The organism is Anaerocolumna xylanovorans DSM 12503, assembly GCF_900143645.1.
GTDB lineage: Bacteria > Bacillota > Clostridia > Lachnospirales > Lachnospiraceae > Anaerocolumna > Anaerocolumna xylanovorans.
On sequence record NZ_FRFD01000011.1, the window covers coordinates 249,751 to 270,737 of the forward strand.

Sequence of the window (20,987 nt, forward strand, 5' to 3'; positions counted from 1 at the left end):
CCGCACTTATTTTCTCATAAAAAGTCAAATTAGTCCATAGTTTTTGATAAAAAATTATTAACAAGGCTTCTTGACCTTTACGGATACATAGGGGCTATCCTTTATAGTAAACCGCCAGAGATAGTCCTTAGCCTCTCCGGCATAGTCAATGTTAATCCGCCTGGAAGCTTCAATCTCAAAATCAGCTTTTTCTTCCGGTTCTTCTACATAGAGCTGATCTCCGCAAAGGTCTATGCCGTAATTCTCTTTTCCGATTCCCATAGCCTGACAGAGCTTGCCAGGACCGCTAAGAAGTGCTTTTCTTTTGGCATTGCTTCTTCGCTTTTCCATTAGAGGAATTCCCTCTGCCGGCTCAAGAGCCCTAAGAAGCACTACCTCTGGTACACCTTCCGCATTGGCCACAATATTCATACAGTAATACATCCCATAAATCATATAGATATAAGCATAGCCTCCCTCATTGTATTGAATATTGCACCTGCCGTCCTTCTTTCCCTTATAAGAATGGGCCGCTGCATCAATAACCCCCATATAGCTTTCCGTCTCCACGATAATTCCTTTTACAATGCCTTGCTCTGTATTATGTACCAGCACTTTTCCAAGAAGCGCCTTTGCCAGGGCTACTCCATCCTGCCGGTAAAATTCTCTTGGTAATTTCATATTAATAGCCATGCCTTTCCTGTACCTGCAAACTTTGGGCCGCAGGCACAAATTTGCGTGTGAAAATTTATTTTTCACACTAGCTCCCATGCATTTCGCAAGTTTACTTGCCGTACTTAAGTATAAAGGATTTTCCGATGATTTTCAATCCTGTCGGCTAAAGGCCTGGTCTGGCTTTGTCGAATGAACTAACATAATAAGCTGCACCTCCATAAGCTTTCTTCACAACAATTAGGGTGAAGAAATAACTTATGGAACCGCAGCTAACCTTAATATAACCGAAATCCCTTATATTATTACCGGTATCCGAAGAAGCGACTTTAATTCTTCTATATTATAAACAGGCTTTTGGCACTTCTTATCTTCACACAGATAATATGCGTCTTTCTCCTCCACCGGATACTCCCTTGTAAAAGGTATCAGCTCACCCAAAAGTTTTTCATTTTCCCCGTTCTTAACTATGACTGTCATATCGGGAAGATAATGCTCTCTAAGAATCTTTTGCAATTCCTTAATATCCTTACTTACACTTACACATACAAGCTCCCTGGAAGGATTGATTTCGGACAGCATCACAGAAAGGGTAAAGCAATGTGATACCGGATAATCAATCACTTCTGAAAGGTAGTTTAACTGCAAATTGCAGGCTTTCTCCATGGATGCATCCCCAGTAAGAAGCGCCAGTCTTTGCAGTACCAGTGCTGCCGCGGAATTACCGGAGGGCATGGCATTATCCTCTGCCGTCTTGGGGCGAAAGAGTAAGCTCTCCGCATCCTTTGCATAGAGATAAAATCCTCCTTCCTCTGTGTCAAAGAACAATTCCAACATTATCTTGGCATAATACAGAGCTTCTTTCAGAAATTCTGCTTCAAAGCTTCCTTCGTACAGATATAGTAATGCCAGGCAGTAGAAGGCATAATCCTCCAGATGCCCTTCTCCTTTACTTACGCCGTCCCTGTAAAGTACCTTTAACCTTTCGCCCTCTGTCAGATGCTTCTTAATAAACTGTACTCCTCTTACGGCTTCCTCAAGGTATTTTTCTTCCCCAAGGATACGGTAAGCATGGGCATAGGCTGCAATCATAAGGCTGCTCCAGGAAGTAAGTATTTTATCATCCTTATGAAGCTTCATCCTTGTCAGACGGTAGTCATACATTTTCCTGCACAGCCCGTCAATCCTGTCATTTTTGATACTTTGCAGGCCGCTTTGTTTCACTGCCTTTATACGGTTTGGAATATTGGCTCCTTCAAAATTGCCTTCTTTTGTAATATCAAAGTATTCATTAAAATATCTTCCGTCTTCTTCTCCCAGGATTTTGATTGCTTCTTCCGGAAAAAACACGTAATACTTTCCCTCTTTTCCCTCACTGTCGGCATCCTGGGCGCAATAAAAGCCTCCTGACGCTTCGGTAAGCTCCTTCTTTACGTACTCCATAATCTTTTCGGCAATTTCCCTGTAATGCGTGACTTTCGTACATTGATAGCACTCCAGATAGGCAATGGTTAAGAGAGCATTATCATAGAGCATCTTTTCAAAATGTGGAACCAGATAGACAGAATCTGTGGAATACCTGGAAAAGCCATAGCCGATATGGTCAAATATCCCGCCCCTGTACAGGGAGATAAGAGTCTTCTCGGCCATTTCAAGGGCATTATTATCTTTATAATAATAGGCATATTTAAGTAAAAATATCAGATTGTGAGGCGTCGGGAATTTTGGTGCCCGACCAAAACCGGCATTCTCCTTGTCAAAATATCTTCTTAAATAATTTTCTCCATTTTGGATAAGCTCCTGCACATTGGCTGTTCCCTTCTTACTTTCCTGCTCCTTTAATGCCTTCGTGATATCTTCCCCAGATTTTATCAGCTCATCTCTGGAATTTTTCCATGCGTTTTTTACAGCTCTTAATAAATCCAGAAAGCCTGGCCTCTGGTAAAGAGAATATTTTGGGAAATAGGTTCCGGCATAAAAAGGCTTCTGGTCCGGTGACATAAAAATACTAAGGGGCCATCCGCCATCCCCTGTCAGGCTCATACACACGGACATATATACGCTGTCAACATCCGGACGCTCTTCTCTGTCCACCTTTATGGAAATAAAATTGGTATTCAAATATTCTGCTATTTCTCTGTCTTCAAAGGATTCATGCGCCATAACGTGGCACCAGTGGCATGTAGATAACTGTACCCACGTCAAGAGTACCCAATCGACAGGAAGATTGGTTTGTCTTCTTTCTTAGCTTTTTCAAAAGCTTCGTCACACCAAGGGAACCAATCCACGGGATTATAGGCGTGTTGCAAGAGATACGGACTTTTCTCATTTATCAAGCGATTAGGTACTCTATCTGTTGTAGTTTGCATGGGCATCAACTCCTTTCTATGTTTAAGATTGGATTATTATACCCAATTAAGTAACAAAGGATACAGTTTGACATATCTCAACAAGCCAAATGGCGGCACATATTACACAGGTGAGTATGCCAAAGCACAATCCGATGTTATGTTTACAAATCTCGAAGAATAATTACAGCCCAGTCACATTTATGGTGTGACCGGGCTGTAATTATGTATGGTAAATTTATTAGGTATAGGGTATGATTAAGTGTTGACTTTACGGTGTTATGCTTATTTTGTATGTTCTATTACATTTTGATATTCTCATTAATTGCAAACAGAATATCGTGTTCGATATCTGAAATCCAATCCAGCGGAACGTTATCGTATGTCAGCAAGCAGAGCATGGCGTTTATATCGCACAAATGCGCAAGCGTTAGCCAGTCGGCTGGTAATTGATTCGAAGAAACCGAATTATATCCCTGCGCAAAGGCATCATAAATTTGCTCATTAATAAGAGACTGAACGTCGTCTCCTTTTTTTCTAAAAAAATGTCCTATATCGTGGTAAATACTGCCGGAATAAGCAAACTCAAAATCTATGAAATAAACCTTTCTTTCAGATATCATAATGTTACTATATCCCAAATCGCCGTGGCATAAGACATTTTCGGATTCAATTCGGTCAAACAAATCCGGGTTTTCTTTTATAAAATTGCGCAACTTTTCAATCGTTTCGGCTTTAAGATATTCCTTTGGTTTATCGTTAATTAAGTTCAATATTTTTTCTCGTGTGCGTGGAAGCTCTTTTGATATATTCAAATTATCATCCAGCAATGCATCATGAACGTATTTTCGTTTATGTATCGTAGCACACATTCTGCCGATTTCATATGCAAATTCCGGAGGATAATTCAAACCGTTACGAACATATTTTATGAAGGTCACACCTTTAAGAAACTCCGTTATAGTATAAGCGAACGGAAAACTCTGTTTACTGCCGTCATAATAGTACAGTTCCGGAACGTTTATTTTATCATGCAGGTATATGTATGAGGCGGTTTCAATCTTGTCGGTCGTATTTGAATAAAGCTTTAAAAGATATTGCCCTGAATCTGTTGTAACTACATAACCGCTGTTGCTCATACTATCTTTTATAAGCGAAAAATCCAGTATAATTAGTTTACTGTCAAACTGAGCGAAAAGTGAAGAAATCTCTTTTTTGCCAAGTATCATAAAATCATTTATCCTGTCAAGTAACATTATTTCACCTCATATGCACATAAATTGCAGTTGAATACAGAAACTGCATAAAATTGATAAATTAAGCATTTAAAACCCGATAATCGTCCTACTGTATGATTAAGTAGATACTCTGCTGTAACTATTATAAAATAATTTTATTAAAATACAATAGCTCTTGCATATTTATTGAAATATGTACCGAAAACCAAGTAAAATCATTAGTTTTCATTGGGTGCAATAACTTGATTACCACCAGCGGCATGTGCGAAAATTGAACAAAAGTTAGCTATACCCAATAGATAGGAAAATAGGCTTATTCTCTTCTTTTGCTAATCTATTGGGTATTGTATTCAATCGGCTCATTACATCACTTGATTTCTGTTTTGTAAAAATTAAAATTTATATATTTTGGAACAAACGCAGTTTTTTTCTCATTTAGATAATACTGAATCTCGATATCTCCAATAAAGGCGGCGGGAGTTATCTGCGCTGATAATCTTACAGTAAAACCATCGTTTTCTACATCATATATGATGATACTTTCATAACCGACTGTTTTATTAAAATGACTGATATCAATATCGTCAAAGGAACCATTCCAGGTTTTATTGTCAATTTTTACAGATACCTTCGGCGCCTTTATATCAAACTTAACCTTGGACTTTACGACATCTACCGGGTTATCAAAGGCAACCGTCTTTAAATTACTTCTATTTATAATATGTAATTTTTCCTCGTTTACTCCGGTACCTTTTCCTGTAGTGCAAATAACTGCAATATATTTACTATCCAGTATTTTAATTTCCGGATAAAAAGCTTTTTGGTCTATACTGCTCCAATCAAAATATTTTGTTTTATTGCCTGATTTCAAGTAAAAGCCTTGCAGCATACCATCAGCTTTCTTATCATAGTAAAGATGGACATCTTCCTTTTTTATTTCAGCAACTATGTGCTTCGGATTGTAGGCTGCTTCCTTTGCAAACACAACATCACCGGGTAAGAACCCCACTAAAACAGCACATAGCATAAAGATTGATAGTACATGATAGATATTTTTTTTCATATTTTTCTCCATTCTTTTGAATAATAATTTTAAATTCCATTATATACCATTTAATATGTACCTTCAATTTCTTTTTCCTTACAATAAATAACGTTTTAATAAACAAATTCTTGCGATACGGAGGCTGACAAATGAAAAAAGAAGCTCCGTATCTTTCCGGCACACCTGAATAAAAAGTTTGTGCGCTACAAAAAGATAGGAAGCTTCCCTTATATTTATGTAACTGCTCTATTAAATAATATCAGCAATCTTTTTTATGATATCCGTGTCCCCGGCAAGTGACTGAACCGTTGCGGAGATTTCCTGGGTGGCAGATGCCTGTGATAACGATATGTCTGAAATATCCTGTGTCTTCTTTAGCAGCAAATCAATTTTTTCCTGGATAGATGACAGAATGACCTTTGTATCTACAACCGCCTTGGCACTGTTTTCCGCCATTTTTCTTATTTCATTGGCTACTACAGAAAACCCTTTGCCATGCTCTCCGGCCCTTGCTGCTTCAATGGAAGCATTCAGTCCTAAAATTCTGGAAGTGCTGGCTGTCTGACTGATAAAACCAAGAATTGCATTCGTTTGCTCAATTAGCTGTGTAATATCCGCAGTCTGATCTACGATATCGGAGATATTTTCCGATAAGATACCGGATGATGAAGCAATCTCCTCTGTGGTAGCCGACAATTCCTCCGTGGAGGAAGAAAGCCCTTCAATGACATCTTTCAAAGAATTTTGTGAATCAAGGCTCAAAGCTATGGTTAAGGTTCCGATATTATCTCCTGATGCATTTTTAATAGCCACCGTAGAAGATTTGAACTCAGCTCCATATACCTCCTTGGGGATTTTTCCGATACTCTGCTGCCCTGTTCTTAGTACTGCAGGAATATTTCCGTTCGTTGGATATGGCCTTCCTACCAAGCCTGTTACCTTATCATCTATTCCCATAGAATAGTGGGTGAACTTTTCCTTGTCTGTTATTACCACACTGTTTTGAATAAATAGAGCCTGATGAAATAAAGCTGCAAACTCACCCGCCAAAGCAATGTACTGCTCATCACTTAAATCTGTTTTTTCCTTTGTACCGTCATAAGGCATACCGTCATCTCCCGATTATCAATAGAATAGTAAAACTCATAAGTATAATACAATACGACTTACCACTTTTCAACCTAAACAGAAATAATTATCACTATTATGATTAATTGATTCTATTTTATACTTTTATCAACTTTCTATCAATCAAAATACTCCCTGACTGCTTTATAGATATTATAAAACAATTAATCTATAGCCGTCAAAGGAGCATTTTTCCTGATTTTACAATATAATACTATTTACTCATGTTTTTTAATTACCATAAGGCAGGACAACGGAATTCCGCTGCCATTCAGATGATAAAAAGCATCTGAAATATCATAATCATATTCTTCTAATTTCTTAACATACATGCAATTATTATCAATAGCATTGATGATGTGAGAAAATGTGTGTGAAAAACTATAAAAGTCCTTGGATTCATATTCCTTTTTGCTCATATAGCCCATTCCATTATTTTCAACCCAGGGCTCTTTCCGAAAATAAGAATTCACATTTTTCTCCGGAACTCCCTCATCATAATTATCTTCTCCTGGAGCAGCCAGCATGTTAATAACAGGATGTGTCTCATGAATGAAGAATACACCATCCTTTTTCAAACACTGGGATACCTTTTGAAAAAGCGGGGTTAAATCCCGAAACCAGGTTAAAGCTCCAATGGTAATAAGAATATAGTCAAAACTGTTAAAATACTCTTCCTGGATCTTTAGAATATCTGTGGCAATAAACCGGCAATTAACTCCCATATCTTTTGCTGTAGTGTTTGCAAAATCAACCATATTCTCTGCAATATCAAAACCGGTTCCTTCTAATGCCCCAAGCCTCATAAAGGAAAATAACTCTCTGCCATTGTTACAGCAAAACTGTGCTATCTTTTTGTTTTGATAGTCGTACTTTGCTAATTCCTCTGTCAGAACTTTCTCAAGAAAAGAGAATTTTTCATCTTTAAGCTTTCCCTTTATATCCTCTCCGCTCCAATCTTTTGAACGGTTGCAAAAAGCTTCTTCCCAAGCTTCTTTATTACTCTTTGTAAAATCCATAGCTTACTCCTTCACTGCCCTTGCGGCCATATACTGCGGTATATAATCTCCTATGGTGCGGCTAAACTGTATGGAATCTTAAATGCCGTTACAGCCCCACCTCTCTTTCGAGTATATCACACCTGGCTGTTGCTGCCTTTGCTATAAATTTTTCAAAAAATGTTTTACACAAAAAGGCTGCCAAAATAATCTGGCAGCCTCCTGTTAGTTTTTTTGATATATAATCCTTTTGATACTATCATAAGAAAGGTGGAACTCTTCCATAAGCTCTTTTATACTGCACCCTTCTCTTTTTCTCTGTCTGATTTTTTCATTTCTTAGCTGTAATTCCTCTTTCACGGCAGTTCTGCTGCCCCACTTACAGCGTTTATCCTTTGGCAGGGGGATATAGATTAATCCTCCTCCAAAATATTTTTGTATCTCTTCTAAGATATTATCCGGTAATATCTCTTTCCCATTTACATATGACATGCCTCTCACTCCTTCTGATAAATTCCATCAGAGTGCAGCACATTTCATATTTACAGCGATTCAATTATCGCTCTATGCAAGGAATCGCCAGTCTACATGTCCTGCGCTGCATAGAGCTTTTTGGGTGATTGATTGGATTTTTTAATCAATAACAAATAGTTTAACATCTTTACCTCGTTTCTAAACATATAAGAATTATGCTTTTCTATAATTCACATCAGCACTGGCCGGGATTGTCTATGGAACAATAGCTGGCTGCATGTACGAAGTCACCTTTTTTCTGTGGTACTTCTGCAAAGTCGCTGATATCAAAGGTCTTTTCGCCATTCTCTAATACAAAGAAAGGAATTCCGATTCCGCCTCTTTCCTTTACCGAGGAGAACATTTCTTCCTTATCACGAAAAGCGAGAAATTCTTTTAAGGTAGCTGTATCTCCGGTAATGTTCTTATATATCAGTTCAATATCTTTACAATCAGCCAGGTCTTTCTTTGCCTGTACACAATCGCTGCAGATTTCTGTTCCATACATCGTTATTTTCATGTCCATTCCTCCTTATCAATCTATGATACCCCTATTGTAACTCCTATTCTCTAACCATGTCAATCTGTCCTTTGTCCGGCCCGGGACGAAATCCGATACTTTCATATAAATGGATAGCATAGATATTGCACTCATCTGCTGTAAGGAAAGCTCTTGTGGCACCATTGGATTTACAATACCCCAATGCTTTTCTGATAAGACTTCTTGCAATTCCCCTGTTCTGATATTCCGGAATAACCGATACTTCTCTAATCCAGGCAATTGGGCCTTTCATACTCTCAAGTCCGTAGATACCGGTAAACACAAGGCCAATAATCTCCTTAGCTTCATTCCGCTCTACCAGAGCCACCTTATTTACCACATCTTCTTCTGCGGAATTGTCTAACCATTCCTTAATCCATTCCTCCGTCTGCCCGGTAAATCCACGGCTTTGTCCCTTACAGGCAATGGTCGCATCCGAAGCTCCTTTGCTTTCATATTCCTTTAAGAATTCTTCTTCCAGCTCACTTGCCTTTATCGTTGGGATATCTGTAATGGAATCCATAAAATAATCCTTCCAGACATCTCTGATTACAAAGCCCTCATTCTCGAAATCCTTCACCCATTCTCCTGGTATGAATTCAATCATGCCCCTGCTATCCTTACCCAAAGCATCCAATACCTGCTTTGCTTCATTGGCTCCCCAATGGTAATGCATACAATCTGCTTCCCTGTGAAAGCCACTTATTAGTATGATACTGCCAGTTTTTTTCTTGATTTCATACCCGGCAATATCTTCATAATCCGTATGTTCCAAAGAATTGTATGAAAATCCTGTAGTCATATCCTTTATTCTTAAAAAATCTGCTTCTGTCATATGGATTCTTTCTCCCTTTAATTGGTCATATCTTTTATAATTATAGCAGAATATCCTTACTCTAAGAATAGCAAGAATATTTATATTTGTTTTTGATTATGTAAGCCTTACATTCCACATATCCAACATACGAAGGAGCAGTCTGGAAAACCAAACTGCTCCTTTTTCAGAAACTTAAATACAATTGATCCATTTTTCTGATTTTCTATTAATAACCTTCTTTTAATAACTTTCATTTATATTTTCTCAAATACCAACGGGCAGCCGGGTACGGATTCGAAATATAATTTTTCACCCTTGCTTATTATCGTTTCATTTTCTCTCTTCCAATTACCTCTTGGTATGTAAACTTCTCTTCCAGTGCAGTTTTTTTGATAACCCGGAGCTGCCAAAAGTCTGTCTCCTATCATAAACTGATCTATCATCTTTTCTACCGGTTCCTCCGGGTATTCATAACTCATATATCTTATTACAGGTTCGCCCGTCACCGCTGCCAATTCAACGAAGTGACAGATAATATCAAGGTACTGCTTTCTAAATTCCAGACTCTTTAAGATAAGCTTAAAATTCTCTTCACTTAGAACTCTAAAAGGTGCTGCTGAAAACTGAATGGCCGGCATCAGACAAGCTATTTCACAATGTCTTACGAAAAGTTCCTGATCCAGGTTGTTTTCTGCTGCTTCCTGAAAATTAACATATTCCCCTCCGCCAATCATGTCCGGACAGCCAAAAGGATGTCCTGTAAGACCCTGCAATAGAATATCTGGAATTAGCGAAGCTATCCCATTATCTCCCCATGAGTGATCTTTATCGCATAATCTCTGCAAAAGTCCATAGCCGCCTGCTCCAAAAGCAACGCGGTATTCGTTGAATTCAAACTGCTCACCAAATTTTGCCCACAAATTAGAATGTTCATCGGGAGTCAAATTCTGAAAAGCCACATTATCTTCTCTATAATAGAGGCTGTCCCCTCCGTCAAATTTGAAACCATTCACCCCAATTGCCTGTAATTCCCTTAATTGCTCACTTAGCCATTCCTGTGCTTTCGGATTTGACATATCCAGAACAGCCGAATAACCGTTCCACCATTTTGTTATGTATGACTCCCCATCTTTTTCCTTCAGCAGAATATCTTTCTTCACTGCATCGCGGTATGCAACCGTATCCGGTGTAACATAAGGGCACATCCAAACCATGACCTCAAATCCCATTTTATGCAGACTATCTATCATCTTCTTAACATCGGGAAATTTACCGTTATGAAATTTCCAGTCTCCGTAATACTCTGCCCAGCCGTCATCAATCATTAACACACCGGCTGGCATGCCTGAATTCAATATACTCTTGGCATATTCCAGAATATCTTTTTGATTCTGATAAAAAGTAAACTCTATCCAGGTATTATAGATAACCTTGTTAAAAAGAGCTTTTGACGGCGCTATCTGATGAAATGGAAAATACTCCTTCATGGCGGAAAGGTATGCGGTCTTCAGGTTGCCAAATCCTGATTTCAGAATGGTATCATCCGGAAATTCCATTTCACCGTTGTGAAAAGTAATCTGAAAGCCGGATTTTCTCCAAAGGAACCGTCCTTTACTGGATACCAGAAAGGGCATGGCCTGATTAGGGGTTTCATTGCTTCTGAAATCCAATTCACATTCACTTTCAGCATCTAATGGCATTTTTAAGCCATATTTTACACATGTTCCATACCAGTATTCATTCTCTAAAATTCTTTCTTTCATATATTCCTCCTTAGCATAAGTAAGTACCAATGCTATTATGTTTACTAATATTGGGTCTGTTTTATATTTCAAATACTTCTATCGATACATTTAAGTCCAATGCATGGCTGCATAGCTCATCAAATGCCAAATGCAGATTATCAGCATAGCTTAACTGTTTTTCCGTTACCCTGTTTACTTCTTCAGATGATGCGACAGTTTCCTGCATGATGGCAGACATGCTCTCAAGGGCGCTTAACACTATCTGCTTGCTTGATTCAACCACACCAATCTTATTTTGAATAATGTTTACTTTATTGATAAACTCATATAAATCTTTGTTCATCAGCTGAAAGCAATCTAATACATTGTTTACGGCAAGTTCCTGATGCTCGACTATTTCTTTTGCTGTAAAAGAACTATTTACAACCTTATTAATATGGTTTTGCACATCACCAATCAGCTTTTCAATCTCCTTAGAAGCCTCCATTGATTGATTTGAAAGGTTACGTATTTCATCTGCAACTACCGTAAAACCTCTGCCCGCTGCCCCTACTCTTGCTGCTTCGATAGACGCATTGAGAGAGAGGAGATTAGTCTGTTCTGCAATGTAATTTAAGACTTCAAGCACTTTTCTTATTGCCATTGATGTCTTGTTAAGCTCCTGGACCTCATCAATAACCTTAATTGTAATTTGATTCGTATCTTTTGCTTTTTCCTTTAAGTCAGCAAACATAATAATGTTATGGTCTATATTATTGTTTATATCAATTATCAGCTGGTTCACTTCTTTTGTAATAGCATATATTTGCCCAATCTCTTCCGACAGGTCATCCATTTGCTTCAAGCATTCCGATGAATCTCCTGCCTGCTGCTGCATAGCCTGTTCAATCTCCGAAATTGATTTGGATATATTGCTGGTTTCATTTATAAAATACATGGTGGTATCTTCGACTTTATTTGAAGTTTTCTCTACTTTTCTGCTGATATTTCTTATGTTCTCAATTAACTTTCTATTATTTCCTATCATGTCCATCATACTATGCACCAAATCATGAAACTCATCACGCCTGTTTGTCTTAATCGCTACGGTCAAATCACCTTCCGCCACTTTACCCAACTTATCAATGATAGAGGAAATGGTACCGCCAATCCCCCCGGATATAATAATGGTAACAATCAGCGCAATAACAGATGCAATCAATACGACGATAAATGTAATAATCCTAATCCTCATAACTTGCTTTAATATTTGACTTTTTGGTATTAAAGCAGTCACCACCGCTCCTGTGGTTCCAATCTCTGATCTGCAAAATAAATATTCTTTTCCTTTTAAAACCGTAAAATAACAGCCTTCATAATTTTTTGCCACTTCTTTTTCCACGAAATCACTGATTGCATTGTTGTCCGAGGCAGGATAGATCAGGTTTTTCCCATCTTCTGTTACGAAATTATAATAGCTGTTCTTACCAAATTTCAGTTTACCCAAGGTATCCTGAATTGCACTTGAGCTTATATCAACAATAATTAATCCATCAAAATCCACAAAAGCTCTCATGTACCGCAGGGAATACTCTGAAGTTTTTAGTCTAAAGGAATCATCCAATTCTTTGAGGCTGCTTAACCACAATTCTGCTTTGGGGTTATCTTTTATAAGCGAGCCTTCCTTTGTATCCATTAACTTCTCATATAAATCACCCTGATCCGTTTGACTAGCTTTTTCAGTGGTGCTTATTATTTCTGCATTGGGCGTTAACAAATGGATATTTTCAATAAAACTGTCTGCCATCCTTTTCGATAACAATTCTGTTTTAAAATTCTTATATACCTCTAAATAATCCGGGGAATTCTTGCTGTACCTGCCTCTTAAATACTTCGCCAGTTCATTGTCGGACAAATACTGGACCGACAGGTCTCTTGAGGATTGTAAGCCAAAATTGATGTAATCACTTGTCATTCCTAACATCTGGCTGACATTTGTTTTATAATTACTGATTATGTTATTCGATGCAACTTTATACGAAACCACTCCCAGTATTATGATAAACGCAATTGGGAGCATAAATGATACGATTAGTTTATAGCGGATTTTATTAAAGATACCCCCTGCTGCATTCTTTTCCTTACGCTTTATCTTGCTTTGTATCTGTTGTGTGCTTCCCTTTTTAAATTTAAAATCTTTAGCCAGTTTACCAATCAACATATAGTACTCCTTTGCAAAGCTATTTATATATCATTTGCCCGGCTCTTTATCCTACCCTATCGCTAATTACCGTATCAATAAATAAACCATGCTATAAGAAGACCACCTAATATAAAACAGTATATCTGTTTTTGTTTTACATTTAGGTGGTCAAGTTATAAACATATATCAATTATTACTTACTCATCCTATATCCTTTAGATAATGCCAGATATGTTATTTGTTCTTATTAGCTGTAAATTCGTCAAATTGTTTTTGCACTTCTGCAATGTATTTATCAATTCCTGCGTCTTTTAATTTCTTAATAGCAGCATCATAGTTTGAATCAAAATCTACAAATCCATTTCTAATAGGAGCAAGATCCTTCTGACACACTTCATATACGGCTGTTTCAATCTCTTTAACGTTTTCATTATTAAATACAAAGCCGATGGCATTGGATAATTTAGCATCATCGTCCCAATGCTGGTAGTCGTCAATATACGCCTGATCAACATCCGGTGTGAAAACAGTGTAATTCTTATTACGGAACATCCATTCATAGAAGAAATCATTGGTTACTAATCTATTGATTCTTCCGTCTGCCATCTCATAATCTTTTCCTTCTACACCGTAAAGAGCAAATAAATAGTTTGCCTGAGAAGAATAAATCCAGTTAATAAATTTCATAGCGCCTTCTGGATTAGGAGCCGTGTTTGGAATACAAAGAGCTTCTCCGCCAGTAGCTGTGATGTAACGGGGCTTATCATCTGCTAATAGATAATTCTTTAATTTTGCATCAGGTGCATTTGCTTTTACACCACTGGAGATTTCCGTATCTTTTCCAAAAGAACCTTCGGTCCATATATATAAGCCTGTCTGCATACGGTTGGTTCTTTCATTGTAGTTGGTAGATAATTCGTCTTTGTATAGCTCTGAAGTATACATGTCTCTATTAAATTTCGCTACATCCTTAAAAGCATCTGTTTCATAGTAGCTATAAACTTTACCGGTATCCTCACCATATACGGCAGTCTCTTCTTTCGCTACAAAGGTGTACTGCTCGGGCTGATAAAATCTCGTAAGAGGCTTAAAGATTATATCTCCGGGTCCTTTTAATTCAGGATGCTTCTCTTTCACTTTGGTTGCATATTCCTTTAAATCGTCGGGAGTATTCAAATCTGTCATTCCAACTTCATCCATCAAATCCTGGCGTACAGTTACAAATTGATACATACCGGAGGATGATGCATAAGAAGAGGGGATACCATATATCTGGCCATTAACTTTTGCGCCTTCAATATGAGTTTCGGGTATTACCTTATTAATATCCTGACCATACTTACTAATCAAATCGTCAAGAGGCATCGCCTGCTTTTCATTCACTATCTGTGAAAGATTGGGAAGTCCATCCCAGTATAAGTCGATAGGCTCATTGGCTGCCAGCATGATATCCTTTTGATCCCAGTAGGAATCCCAGGGAACATAAATCATCTTAACCTTCATATTAAGGTCAGTTGCCATTTTTTCAGCAAATTCATTTTCCAGAAAATCGGTCATACGGTCTGACTCATCCCCCGGGTATAGAATCGTTAAAGTGCTTGGCTTTTCAGATGAAGTGTCTTTTGTTCCTTTATCAGCATTTGCTTCCGTTTTTGTTTCATTGCTTGTCTGGCCGCTATTATTATTTTTACTGCATGCTCCCAATAACCCCATACTCATGGTGAGCATTAAAACAATAGCTAATAATTTTTGTTTCCTCATAAAATCCTCCTTAAATTAATTTTTATGTTAAGCGAATTTGCTTCCCATCTAACTTTAAACTATCCTTATTCTTTCACCGCTCCGGTCATAATACCGTTAATAAAGAATTTTTGAACAAATGGATACAGGAATATGATTGGACCAATCGTAATAATAGTAACCGCCATTTTTACAGTTTCCGCCGGTAAGGCTATGTTGGCTGCTGCTCCGGAAGGAACTAATCCTGAACTAATTGCATTTACATTTGATAAAATATTGTATAAATAATACTGCAACGGAAATAACTTTTTATCATTGATAAACATCAATGAATTCCACCAATCGTTCCAATATTGCAGAGCGTACATTAATCCAACCGTTAAAATTCCGGTTTTGCATAATGGCAAAGCGATTTTATAGTAAATCTTGAAATAATTGGCTCCGTCTATTTTAGCCGCCTCATATAAGGATGGCGGAATATAGGAAAAATAAGTACGCAGCAAAAACATATTCCATACGCTGAAAATCGATGGCAGAATTAATGCCAGAATACTATTCCTTAAGTGATAGTAATTAATGCATACAATGTACCAGGGTATTAAGCCGGCAGAAAAAATGATTGTAAAATTACAAAGGAATGCTATCACATTTCTATATTTTAATGTCTTTACGGAGATTGCAAATGAAATCATAGTGGTAATCAGCAATGCTCCCAGCGTTCCGACAGCCGTTACAAAAATTGTAATTCCATAGGATCTAAGGATTTTTTTACCGCTATGGGCAAAAATATAAATATAGGTATTTAAGCTAAATCCCTGGGGTAATATGGAATATCCATGTATTGCTACATTCTTTTCAGAAGATAAGGAAACACTTAGGGTAAGAATTAATGGATAAAGGCAAATTACAGCGAACAGACCCATGAAAAGATACGCTATAGTTGTTAATAATCTGTCGCTAAATGATTTTTGTATCTTCATGTCAGAACAACCCCTCTCCATCATTTATTTTTTTCGCAAATTTATTCGATATGGTAACAAGTATTAATCCCATGATGGACTGATACAGACCAATCGCTGTGGAATAGGAGAAACCTAAGGTTTTCATGGACGAATATACATAAGTATCAATAACTGTGACCGCATCTGCAAGACTGGCGTTATTGCCTACAATACCGTAGATCATACCAAAGTCACCGTAAAAGATACGTCCGACGCTAAGTAATACCAAAACAACAGCCGTTGGCTTTAACATAGGTAATGTAAGATATAGAATCCTTTGAAACTTATTGGCACCATCAATTTCTGCCGCTTCAAAAAGAGAAGCATCAAAGCCCGCCATAGCCGCCATATAAATAATAGAATTATATCCGCTCCATTTCCATACGCTTGCAAAGATGATAATCGGCTTCCAATATTTCGGAGTGGCATACCAGCTTATTGTATCCAGCCCCAACGTCTCACGCACTTTGTTTACCATTCCGACATCCGTTGAAAAAAAACCGTATACAATTGCGCCTACAACAACCCATGAAAGAAAGTAAGGGAAAAACATTGCGCTTTGTGTGACTTTCTTAAAGAGTTTACCCTTCACTTCATTAAAAAATATTGCTATGCTAATCGGTATAATCAGGCCAAATATAATACAGAAAATATTAATAATTAATGTGTTATAAGTAACTCTCCTTGCCATACTGTTTCCAATAAAGAAATATCTGAAATTATCAAGCCCTACAAACTTACTTCCGAAAATTCCATCAACAACGTTATAATCTGTAAAAGCCATCCAGATTCCGGTAAATGGAATATAACAAAAGAGCAGCAAGACCACTAACGCAGGCAAGCACATTAAATATAAAATCTTGTTATCATTTATTTCCTTTAACAATCCGTTTTTCTTTTTTATTCTGCCGTCTTTTGCTCGCATTATCATCACCACTCTTCTTTTATTTCCTTCTTCAGATTGCAGATATCTATTACCTGTCCGCTGATTCTGGATTGTTCTGCTGCATATGCCATAACATGGCTTTCCACCGATTTATTAATGGAGGATTTACTTATATCGCTGTCCATTTTCATTAAGCTGATAAAATCATCCATTAACCCGGAATCCCCGCCGCCATGTCCGCTGTTAACAACTCCCGGATAAATAACACGTTTCTCATAGGCTTCATTTGCATTGGATGCAAAGCGGGTAACTTCTATCGTGTTAAGTCCATCATCTCCTTTAATCTCGCCATGCTCACACATGACCTTGATGGTTCTGCTGATACGGTTTGTGAATCCGCTGAGGTGAAAACTTGCAGTTACACCATTCTCAAATTCGATTATGGTTACCTGATTATCACAGACATCATTGTCACAGCGATAAACGCACCGGCCATAGGGTCCTTTCCTGAATGCCTCCATAAGGCCTTCTTTTGTTTGGACAGTTGAAACTGCTGTGGCCGGCCATTCACCTGCAATGGGAAGATATACTTTTCTTGCATCGAACCGGCATTTAGCGGCTGCTTGGCAATCCAGACATCTCTTTCCACTGTTTGCAGGAGCATTATCCTCTTTGAAATAAGTCAGATTACCGAAGGAGGAGATTCTACCCGCTTCACTTCCGACAAGCCAGGTTAAAATGTCCATATCATGGCAGGACTTTTGCATAATCAAAGGACTTGATAAATCTTTTCTTCTCCAGTTACCTCGAACAAAGGAATGGGCCATATGAAAATTCCCGATATTTTCACTATGTTCAATGGTTACCACTTTACCCAATTCATTGCTGTCAAGAATTGCTTTCATAGTCATAAAAAAATTAGTATATCTTAAAACATGGCAAACAATCACATTGAGGTTCTTTGCATTGGCTGCTTCCATAATTTCCAGACATTCTGCCGGATTAGGGGATATAGGCTTTTCAAGCAGGATATGATATCCGCATTCTAATGCCTTCATAGTCTGCTTGTAATGATCCTGATCCATTGTTGCAATGATTACTGCATCCGCTAATCTTCCCTGATGAAAAAAGGCATCTGTGTTATCAAACAGCATATCCTTTGATAAATCCAATGATTCTGCCGCAAAATTCCTTCTTTCTTCCGAAGGTTCAGCTACAGCTGTAATCTCCACATCCGGATATGTACTTGCAATCTTTGCATAAATCATTCCTCGTTGTCCTGCACCAATTACTGCTAATTTCATTTTTATAACCATGCTCCTTTCTGATTTTACTACTATAAATTCAACTAAAATTCCATATTCAGAATTTCCCGTCTGTTTTATTTCCATTTCCTCACACAACATATTAACTGTTTACTTGATAATAATAGCACAGTAAAATCATCATTTATACGAATTATTGTTAGGCAAATAAGATGATTTGTTGTATTATTTCACAGTATATCTTTTAATATAGATTACAAATATGTACATTTTAATCACAGTCAATACAACATCATTTTATTGAGGTTTTATCCCAACACAACAAATAGACTATTCCAAACCACATCCTAACATATTTTCTACACTGTGCTTCTCATCAATGATGCCTAAAGTACTTATTTCCCTGTAAATAATCTGTCAGAAAGCGGATTCCGCACTCCAGGGTCATCATCTTAGCTCCCACCGGAAGCAGCGTTATTTCTTCTTCACATAAGATGCCATCACTGCCTTAAATGTTTCGATGTCATTTTCCGAGATATAAGGACATTCTCCGATTTTATCAACATCCTCTTTTAGCACAAACATGCTTAATGAGTTAAAGCGGGCACCTGTTTTCATATAATTTATGACTGCCTTTTGCAAGGAACTCGTATAGTTTACATAGGACAAATCAATCTTTCCATCACCAAATACTCTGTCAAGCAGCATATCATCATTATTCTTTGTCGGGTATAAATAAAATTGCCTTTGCACTTTTACTATATTGCTTTTCTCGTAGTCCATAATCAGAGAAAGTCTGGAATCATAAAGCCAGCTCTCACTCCAAAAGCCCTTTACAGGGATTTCACTAAAATAGGAGGAATAGAATTCCAGTGCCAGCTTCATAGAATTCCTTACTCGTTGCGGGGTATACCCCTCCCCTTCCGGAATATGAAATGCCAGCAAAATATCACCTTTTCTTAAAGCCAGCTCCCAATCAGCTTTTGGGAGTGTTACAGTGTTTTTCTCCAAGAAGCCCATTGGATTTACCCGGTTAGCCTGTACCATGAAACTATCTTCTACCCACTTTGAGCGAGTTTTACCTTCTTCATCGTATATTTCATTCGTACCGTTTACCTGGCCATCGCGTCTGAATTCAATACTTCCCCTCTGTAGTGCCACTACACTGCCGTTATGACGGTTCCGGTATGCGCATATTTCATCCTCCAATTTACATGGTATGAAGTAGAATCTATCCAGCAAAAAAATAGAGCAAGTATAAAAATTAATATCCCATTGAAAGTCACTGACAGTAATATCATCAGTTAAAATCCACTTCTCCAGCTGCCTTCTCAGTGGTGCATATGGTATATCTTCATAGTATTTCAAAGGGATTCCTCTTTGTTCAAGCATCTGCATGGAAGGCTTTATACACGCCAATAATACCAGGAAAGGATAGTATTCCTGATAACTCTTCATGCACGTCGGTACCAGGCTGTTATAAAAATTATCTTCATAACGTTTTTTAGCTTGACACATATCCCAGATTAAAAATTTCGTAAAATAGCATAAGATATTATCACTTTCGACTTCGTCCAAAGCATTTTCCATCTGCTCTGTTTTAGCAGCCGGCACCTCGAATTCCTTTAAGACTTCCATCAGAAAGCTTCTTTCAATAATTTCTTTCTTTTGCGTATCGTCATATAAATCGAAATAATGCTCTATTCCATCCGGTAAGTTATGAAAACCGCAATAGTACATGCATTCAGCATACTTATATTGCTTTTCTTTCATTCTTTCACATCCTTTAGTGATTTAGATATACAACTATTATCATATCATCTGCCACTTAGACCGTTAATACCCGTTTTGATACTTTTTCTTGTCATTTTGTGTGTATTCAATTGTAATGTTCCAGTCGTCCATGCTATAATATAAGAATACTGCATACGCAGATACTAACAAAGAAAGGTCTTGTCTATGAAAGTCAAACATTGTAAGCTGTTATCTGATGACGGCAAAATAATTAGTCAATATGATTCCTATTTAAAAGCAGTATACACGGATGACACCATGAAAGAATATCATTTTTATGACAATACCAATTCACCTGAACTCTATGTGTATTATTGCGGTATCTCTTCCTGTGCACCCGGCCATACCTGGGGGCCTGCCATACGGGAGCATTTCGTTATACACTATATTTTATCCGGTGAAGGCACCTTGAAAATGAGAGACAAGACATATACTTTGAAAGAAAATGAAGGCTTTTTATTAAGCCCCAACGATATATCCACCTATTCGGCAAGTCATGACAATCCCTGGGAATATGTTTGGGTCGGCTTTCATGGATTGAATGCTTATAATTACCTGCAGCTGGCAGAGTTATCCTCTGATAAGCCAACGTTCCAATTCACCAGAGGTGATCAGCTTAAGAACTGCTTGCTGGAAATGGTTAAGGTAAATAATGAATACACTCACAGCACCAATCTGCGCATTCAATCTTTACTCTATTCACTATTTGCGGAATTGGTGGAGAACTCACTGCAGAATACTCCTGTAAGCCTGCATACTACCAAAAATCAATATATCAGAAAAGCAATTGACTATATTCAGACTAATTATATGGACCATATAACAGTAACTGACCTTGCTAATTATGTAGGTTTAGACCGTAGTTATTTCACTACTATTTTTAAGGAGTGCTTAAATATCCCTCCCCAGACCTATTTAACTCAATTCAAGATAAATAAAGCATGTACCCTGCTAAAAGACGAGTCCTTTTCTATTTCAGAAATTGCCGTTATGTCAGGCTATAATGATCCGGTAGTCTTTCAGAAGGCTTTCAAAAACACAATCGGAATTTCACCTTCAAAATACAGAAGTAAAAATGCTTGATAAAAGACCCCA

18 protein-coding genes are annotated in these 20,987 nt (G+C 37.6%); 1 reads left to right on the forward strand and 17 read right to left on the reverse strand.

Features of this window, described 5'->3' with window-relative positions:
• Positions 1-57: 57 nt before the first annotated feature.
• The 17 genes from BUF11_RS18780 to BUF11_RS18860 form a co-directional block, all read right to left on the reverse strand.
• Positions 58-672 (reverse strand): DNA-3-methyladenine glycosylase, encoded by a 615-nt coding sequence (locus BUF11_RS18780; protein WP_330393912.1) that lies wholly within the window; start codon positions 670-672, stop codon positions 58-60.
• Positions 673-948: 276 nt separating this feature from the next.
• The gene (locus tag BUF11_RS18785; protein ID WP_073590394.1) at positions 949-2,814 is read right to left on the reverse strand and encodes a thioredoxin domain-containing protein; all 1,866 of its coding nucleotides are present in this window, start codon (positions 2,812-2,814) and stop codon (positions 949-951) included.
• Between the two features lie 38 nt (positions 2,815-2,852).
• Positions 2,853-3,020, reverse strand: a complete 168-nt coding sequence (locus BUF11_RS24130; RefSeq protein ID WP_073590395.1) for a DUF255 domain-containing protein — start codon at positions 3,018-3,020, stop codon at positions 2,853-2,855.
• Between the two features lie 281 nt (positions 3,021-3,301).
• Positions 3,302-4,228 (reverse strand): aminoglycoside phosphotransferase family protein, encoded by a 927-nt coding sequence (locus BUF11_RS18795; RefSeq protein WP_175562098.1) that lies wholly within the window; start codon positions 4,226-4,228, stop codon positions 3,302-3,304.
• 376 nt (positions 4,229-4,604) lie between these two features.
• A complete protein-coding gene (locus tag BUF11_RS18800; RefSeq protein ID WP_073590397.1) occupies positions 4,605-5,300 on the reverse strand; it encodes a hypothetical protein in 696 nt (231 codons plus the stop codon).
• Between the two features lie 231 nt (positions 5,301-5,531).
• The gene (locus BUF11_RS18805; protein WP_073590398.1) at positions 5,532-6,389 is read right to left on the reverse strand and encodes a methyl-accepting chemotaxis protein; all 858 of its coding nucleotides are present in this window, start codon (positions 6,387-6,389) and stop codon (positions 5,532-5,534) included.
• A gap of 239 nt (positions 6,390-6,628) precedes the next feature.
• Positions 6,629-7,429: a class I SAM-dependent methyltransferase gene (locus BUF11_RS18810; protein WP_073590399.1), complete on the reverse strand. Its 801-nt coding sequence runs from the start codon at positions 7,427-7,429 to the stop codon at positions 6,629-6,631.
• 204 nt (positions 7,430-7,633) lie between these two features.
• Positions 7,634-7,900 (reverse strand): CD3324 family protein, encoded by a 267-nt coding sequence (locus BUF11_RS18815; protein ID WP_073590400.1) that lies wholly within the window; start codon positions 7,898-7,900, stop codon positions 7,634-7,636.
• A gap of 217 nt (positions 7,901-8,117) precedes the next feature.
• The gene (locus BUF11_RS18820) at positions 8,118-8,441 is read right to left on the reverse strand and encodes a glutaredoxin (RefSeq protein WP_073590401.1); all 324 of its coding nucleotides are present in this window, start codon (positions 8,439-8,441) and stop codon (positions 8,118-8,120) included.
• A 43-nt stretch (positions 8,442-8,484) separates the two neighbouring features.
• Positions 8,485-9,297, reverse strand: coding sequence for a GNAT family N-acetyltransferase (locus BUF11_RS18825; protein ID WP_073590402.1), 813 nt, complete (start codon positions 9,295-9,297; stop codon positions 8,485-8,487).
• Between the two features lie 236 nt (positions 9,298-9,533).
• The gene (locus tag BUF11_RS18830; RefSeq protein WP_073590403.1) at positions 9,534-11,042 is read right to left on the reverse strand and encodes a glycoside hydrolase family 31 protein; all 1,509 of its coding nucleotides are present in this window, start codon (positions 11,040-11,042) and stop codon (positions 9,534-9,536) included.
• A gap of 61 nt (positions 11,043-11,103) precedes the next feature.
• Positions 11,104-13,224 carry a methyl-accepting chemotaxis protein gene (locus BUF11_RS18835; protein WP_073590404.1) on the reverse strand — a complete coding sequence of 707 codons (2,121 nt, stop codon included), beginning with the start codon at positions 13,222-13,224 and terminating at the stop codon, positions 11,104-11,106.
• A gap of 216 nt (positions 13,225-13,440) precedes the next feature.
• Positions 13,441-14,967 (reverse strand): ABC transporter substrate-binding protein, encoded by a 1,527-nt coding sequence (locus tag BUF11_RS18840; protein ID WP_073590405.1) that lies wholly within the window; start codon positions 14,965-14,967, stop codon positions 13,441-13,443.
• A gap of 65 nt (positions 14,968-15,032) precedes the next feature.
• Positions 15,033-15,926 carry a carbohydrate ABC transporter permease gene (locus BUF11_RS18845; protein ID WP_073590406.1) on the reverse strand — a complete coding sequence of 298 codons (894 nt, stop codon included), beginning with the start codon at positions 15,924-15,926 and terminating at the stop codon, positions 15,033-15,035.
• A 1-nt stretch (position 15,927) separates the two neighbouring features.
• Positions 15,928-16,878 (reverse strand): ABC transporter permease, encoded by a 951-nt coding sequence (locus BUF11_RS18850; RefSeq protein ID WP_084558761.1) that lies wholly within the window; start codon positions 16,876-16,878, stop codon positions 15,928-15,930.
• Entirely contained in the window at positions 16,878-18,137 is a 1,260-nt protein-coding gene (locus tag BUF11_RS18855) for a Gfo/Idh/MocA family protein (protein WP_073590449.1), read from the reverse strand. The genes BUF11_RS18850 and BUF11_RS18855 overlap by 1 nt, the downstream gene beginning before the upstream one ends.
• 435 nt (positions 18,138-18,572) lie before the next feature.
• Entirely contained in the window at positions 18,573-19,871 is a 1,299-nt protein-coding gene (locus BUF11_RS18860; RefSeq protein ID WP_139243457.1) for an acyltransferase domain-containing protein, read from the reverse strand.
• 186 nt (positions 19,872-20,057) lie between these two features.
• Here BUF11_RS18860 and BUF11_RS18865 point away from each other — a divergent pair, with 186 nt between their 5' ends.
• On the forward strand, positions 20,058-20,975 hold the full coding sequence (locus BUF11_RS18865) for an AraC family transcriptional regulator (RefSeq protein WP_084558762.1): 918 nt from the start codon (positions 20,058-20,060) through the stop codon (positions 20,973-20,975).
• The last annotated feature ends 12 nt before the right edge of the window (positions 20,976-20,987 follow it).

What these genes read in the sequence shown, in the direction of transcription:
- BUF11_RS18780 (WP_330393912.1), bottom strand. Translation starts at nt 672, where the DNA reads ATGGCTATTAATATGAAATTACCAAGAGAATTTTACCGGCAGGATGGA.
- BUF11_RS18785 (WP_073590394.1), bottom strand. Translation starts at nt 2,814, where the DNA reads ATGGCGCATGAATCCTTTGAAGACAGAGAAATAGCAGAATATTTGAAT.
- BUF11_RS24130 (WP_073590395.1), bottom strand. Translation starts at nt 3,020, where the DNA reads ATGCAAACTACAACAGATAGAGTACCTAATCGCTTGATAAATGAGAAA.
- BUF11_RS18795 (WP_175562098.1), bottom strand. Translation starts at nt 4,228, where the DNA reads ATGATACTTGGCAAAAAAGAGATTTCTTCACTTTTCGCTCAGTTTGAC.
- BUF11_RS18800 (WP_073590397.1), bottom strand. Translation starts at nt 5,300, where the DNA reads ATGAAAAAAAATATCTATCATGTACTATCAATCTTTATGCTATGTGCT.
- BUF11_RS18805 (WP_073590398.1), bottom strand. Translation starts at nt 6,389, where the DNA reads ATGCCTTATGACGGTACAAAGGAAAAAACAGATTTAAGTGATGAGCAG.
- BUF11_RS18810 (WP_073590399.1), bottom strand. Translation starts at nt 7,429, where the DNA reads ATGGATTTTACAAAGAGTAATAAAGAAGCTTGGGAAGAAGCTTTTTGC.
- BUF11_RS18815 (WP_073590400.1), bottom strand. Translation starts at nt 7,900, where the DNA reads ATGTCATATGTAAATGGGAAAGAGATATTACCGGATAATATCTTAGAA.
- BUF11_RS18820 (WP_073590401.1), bottom strand. Translation starts at nt 8,441, where the DNA reads ATGAAAATAACGATGTATGGAACAGAAATCTGCAGCGATTGTGTACAG.
- BUF11_RS18825 (WP_073590402.1), bottom strand. Translation starts at nt 9,297, where the DNA reads ATGACAGAAGCAGATTTTTTAAGAATAAAGGATATGACTACAGGATTT.
- BUF11_RS18830 (WP_073590403.1), bottom strand. Translation starts at nt 11,042, where the DNA reads ATGAAAGAAAGAATTTTAGAGAATGAATACTGGTATGGAACATGTGTA.
- BUF11_RS18835 (WP_073590404.1), bottom strand. Translation starts at nt 13,224, where the DNA reads ATGTTGATTGGTAAACTGGCTAAAGATTTTAAATTTAAAAAGGGAAGC.
- BUF11_RS18840 (WP_073590405.1), bottom strand. Translation starts at nt 14,967, where the DNA reads ATGAGGAAACAAAAATTATTAGCTATTGTTTTAATGCTCACCATGAGT.
- BUF11_RS18845 (WP_073590406.1), bottom strand. Translation starts at nt 15,926, where the DNA reads ATGAAGATACAAAAATCATTTAGCGACAGATTATTAACAACTATAGCG.
- BUF11_RS18850 (WP_084558761.1), bottom strand. Translation starts at nt 16,878, where the DNA reads ATGATAATGCGAGCAAAAGACGGCAGAATAAAAAAGAAAAACGGATTG.
- BUF11_RS18855 (WP_073590449.1), bottom strand. Translation starts at nt 18,137, where the DNA reads ATGAAATTAGCAGTAATTGGTGCAGGACAACGAGGAATGATTTATGCA.
- BUF11_RS18860 (WP_139243457.1), bottom strand. Translation starts at nt 19,871, where the DNA reads ATGAAAGAAAAGCAATATAAGTATGCTGAATGCATGTACTATTGCGGT.
- BUF11_RS18865 (WP_084558762.1), top strand. Translation starts at nt 20,058, where the DNA reads ATGAAAGTCAAACATTGTAAGCTGTTATCTGATGACGGCAAAATAATT.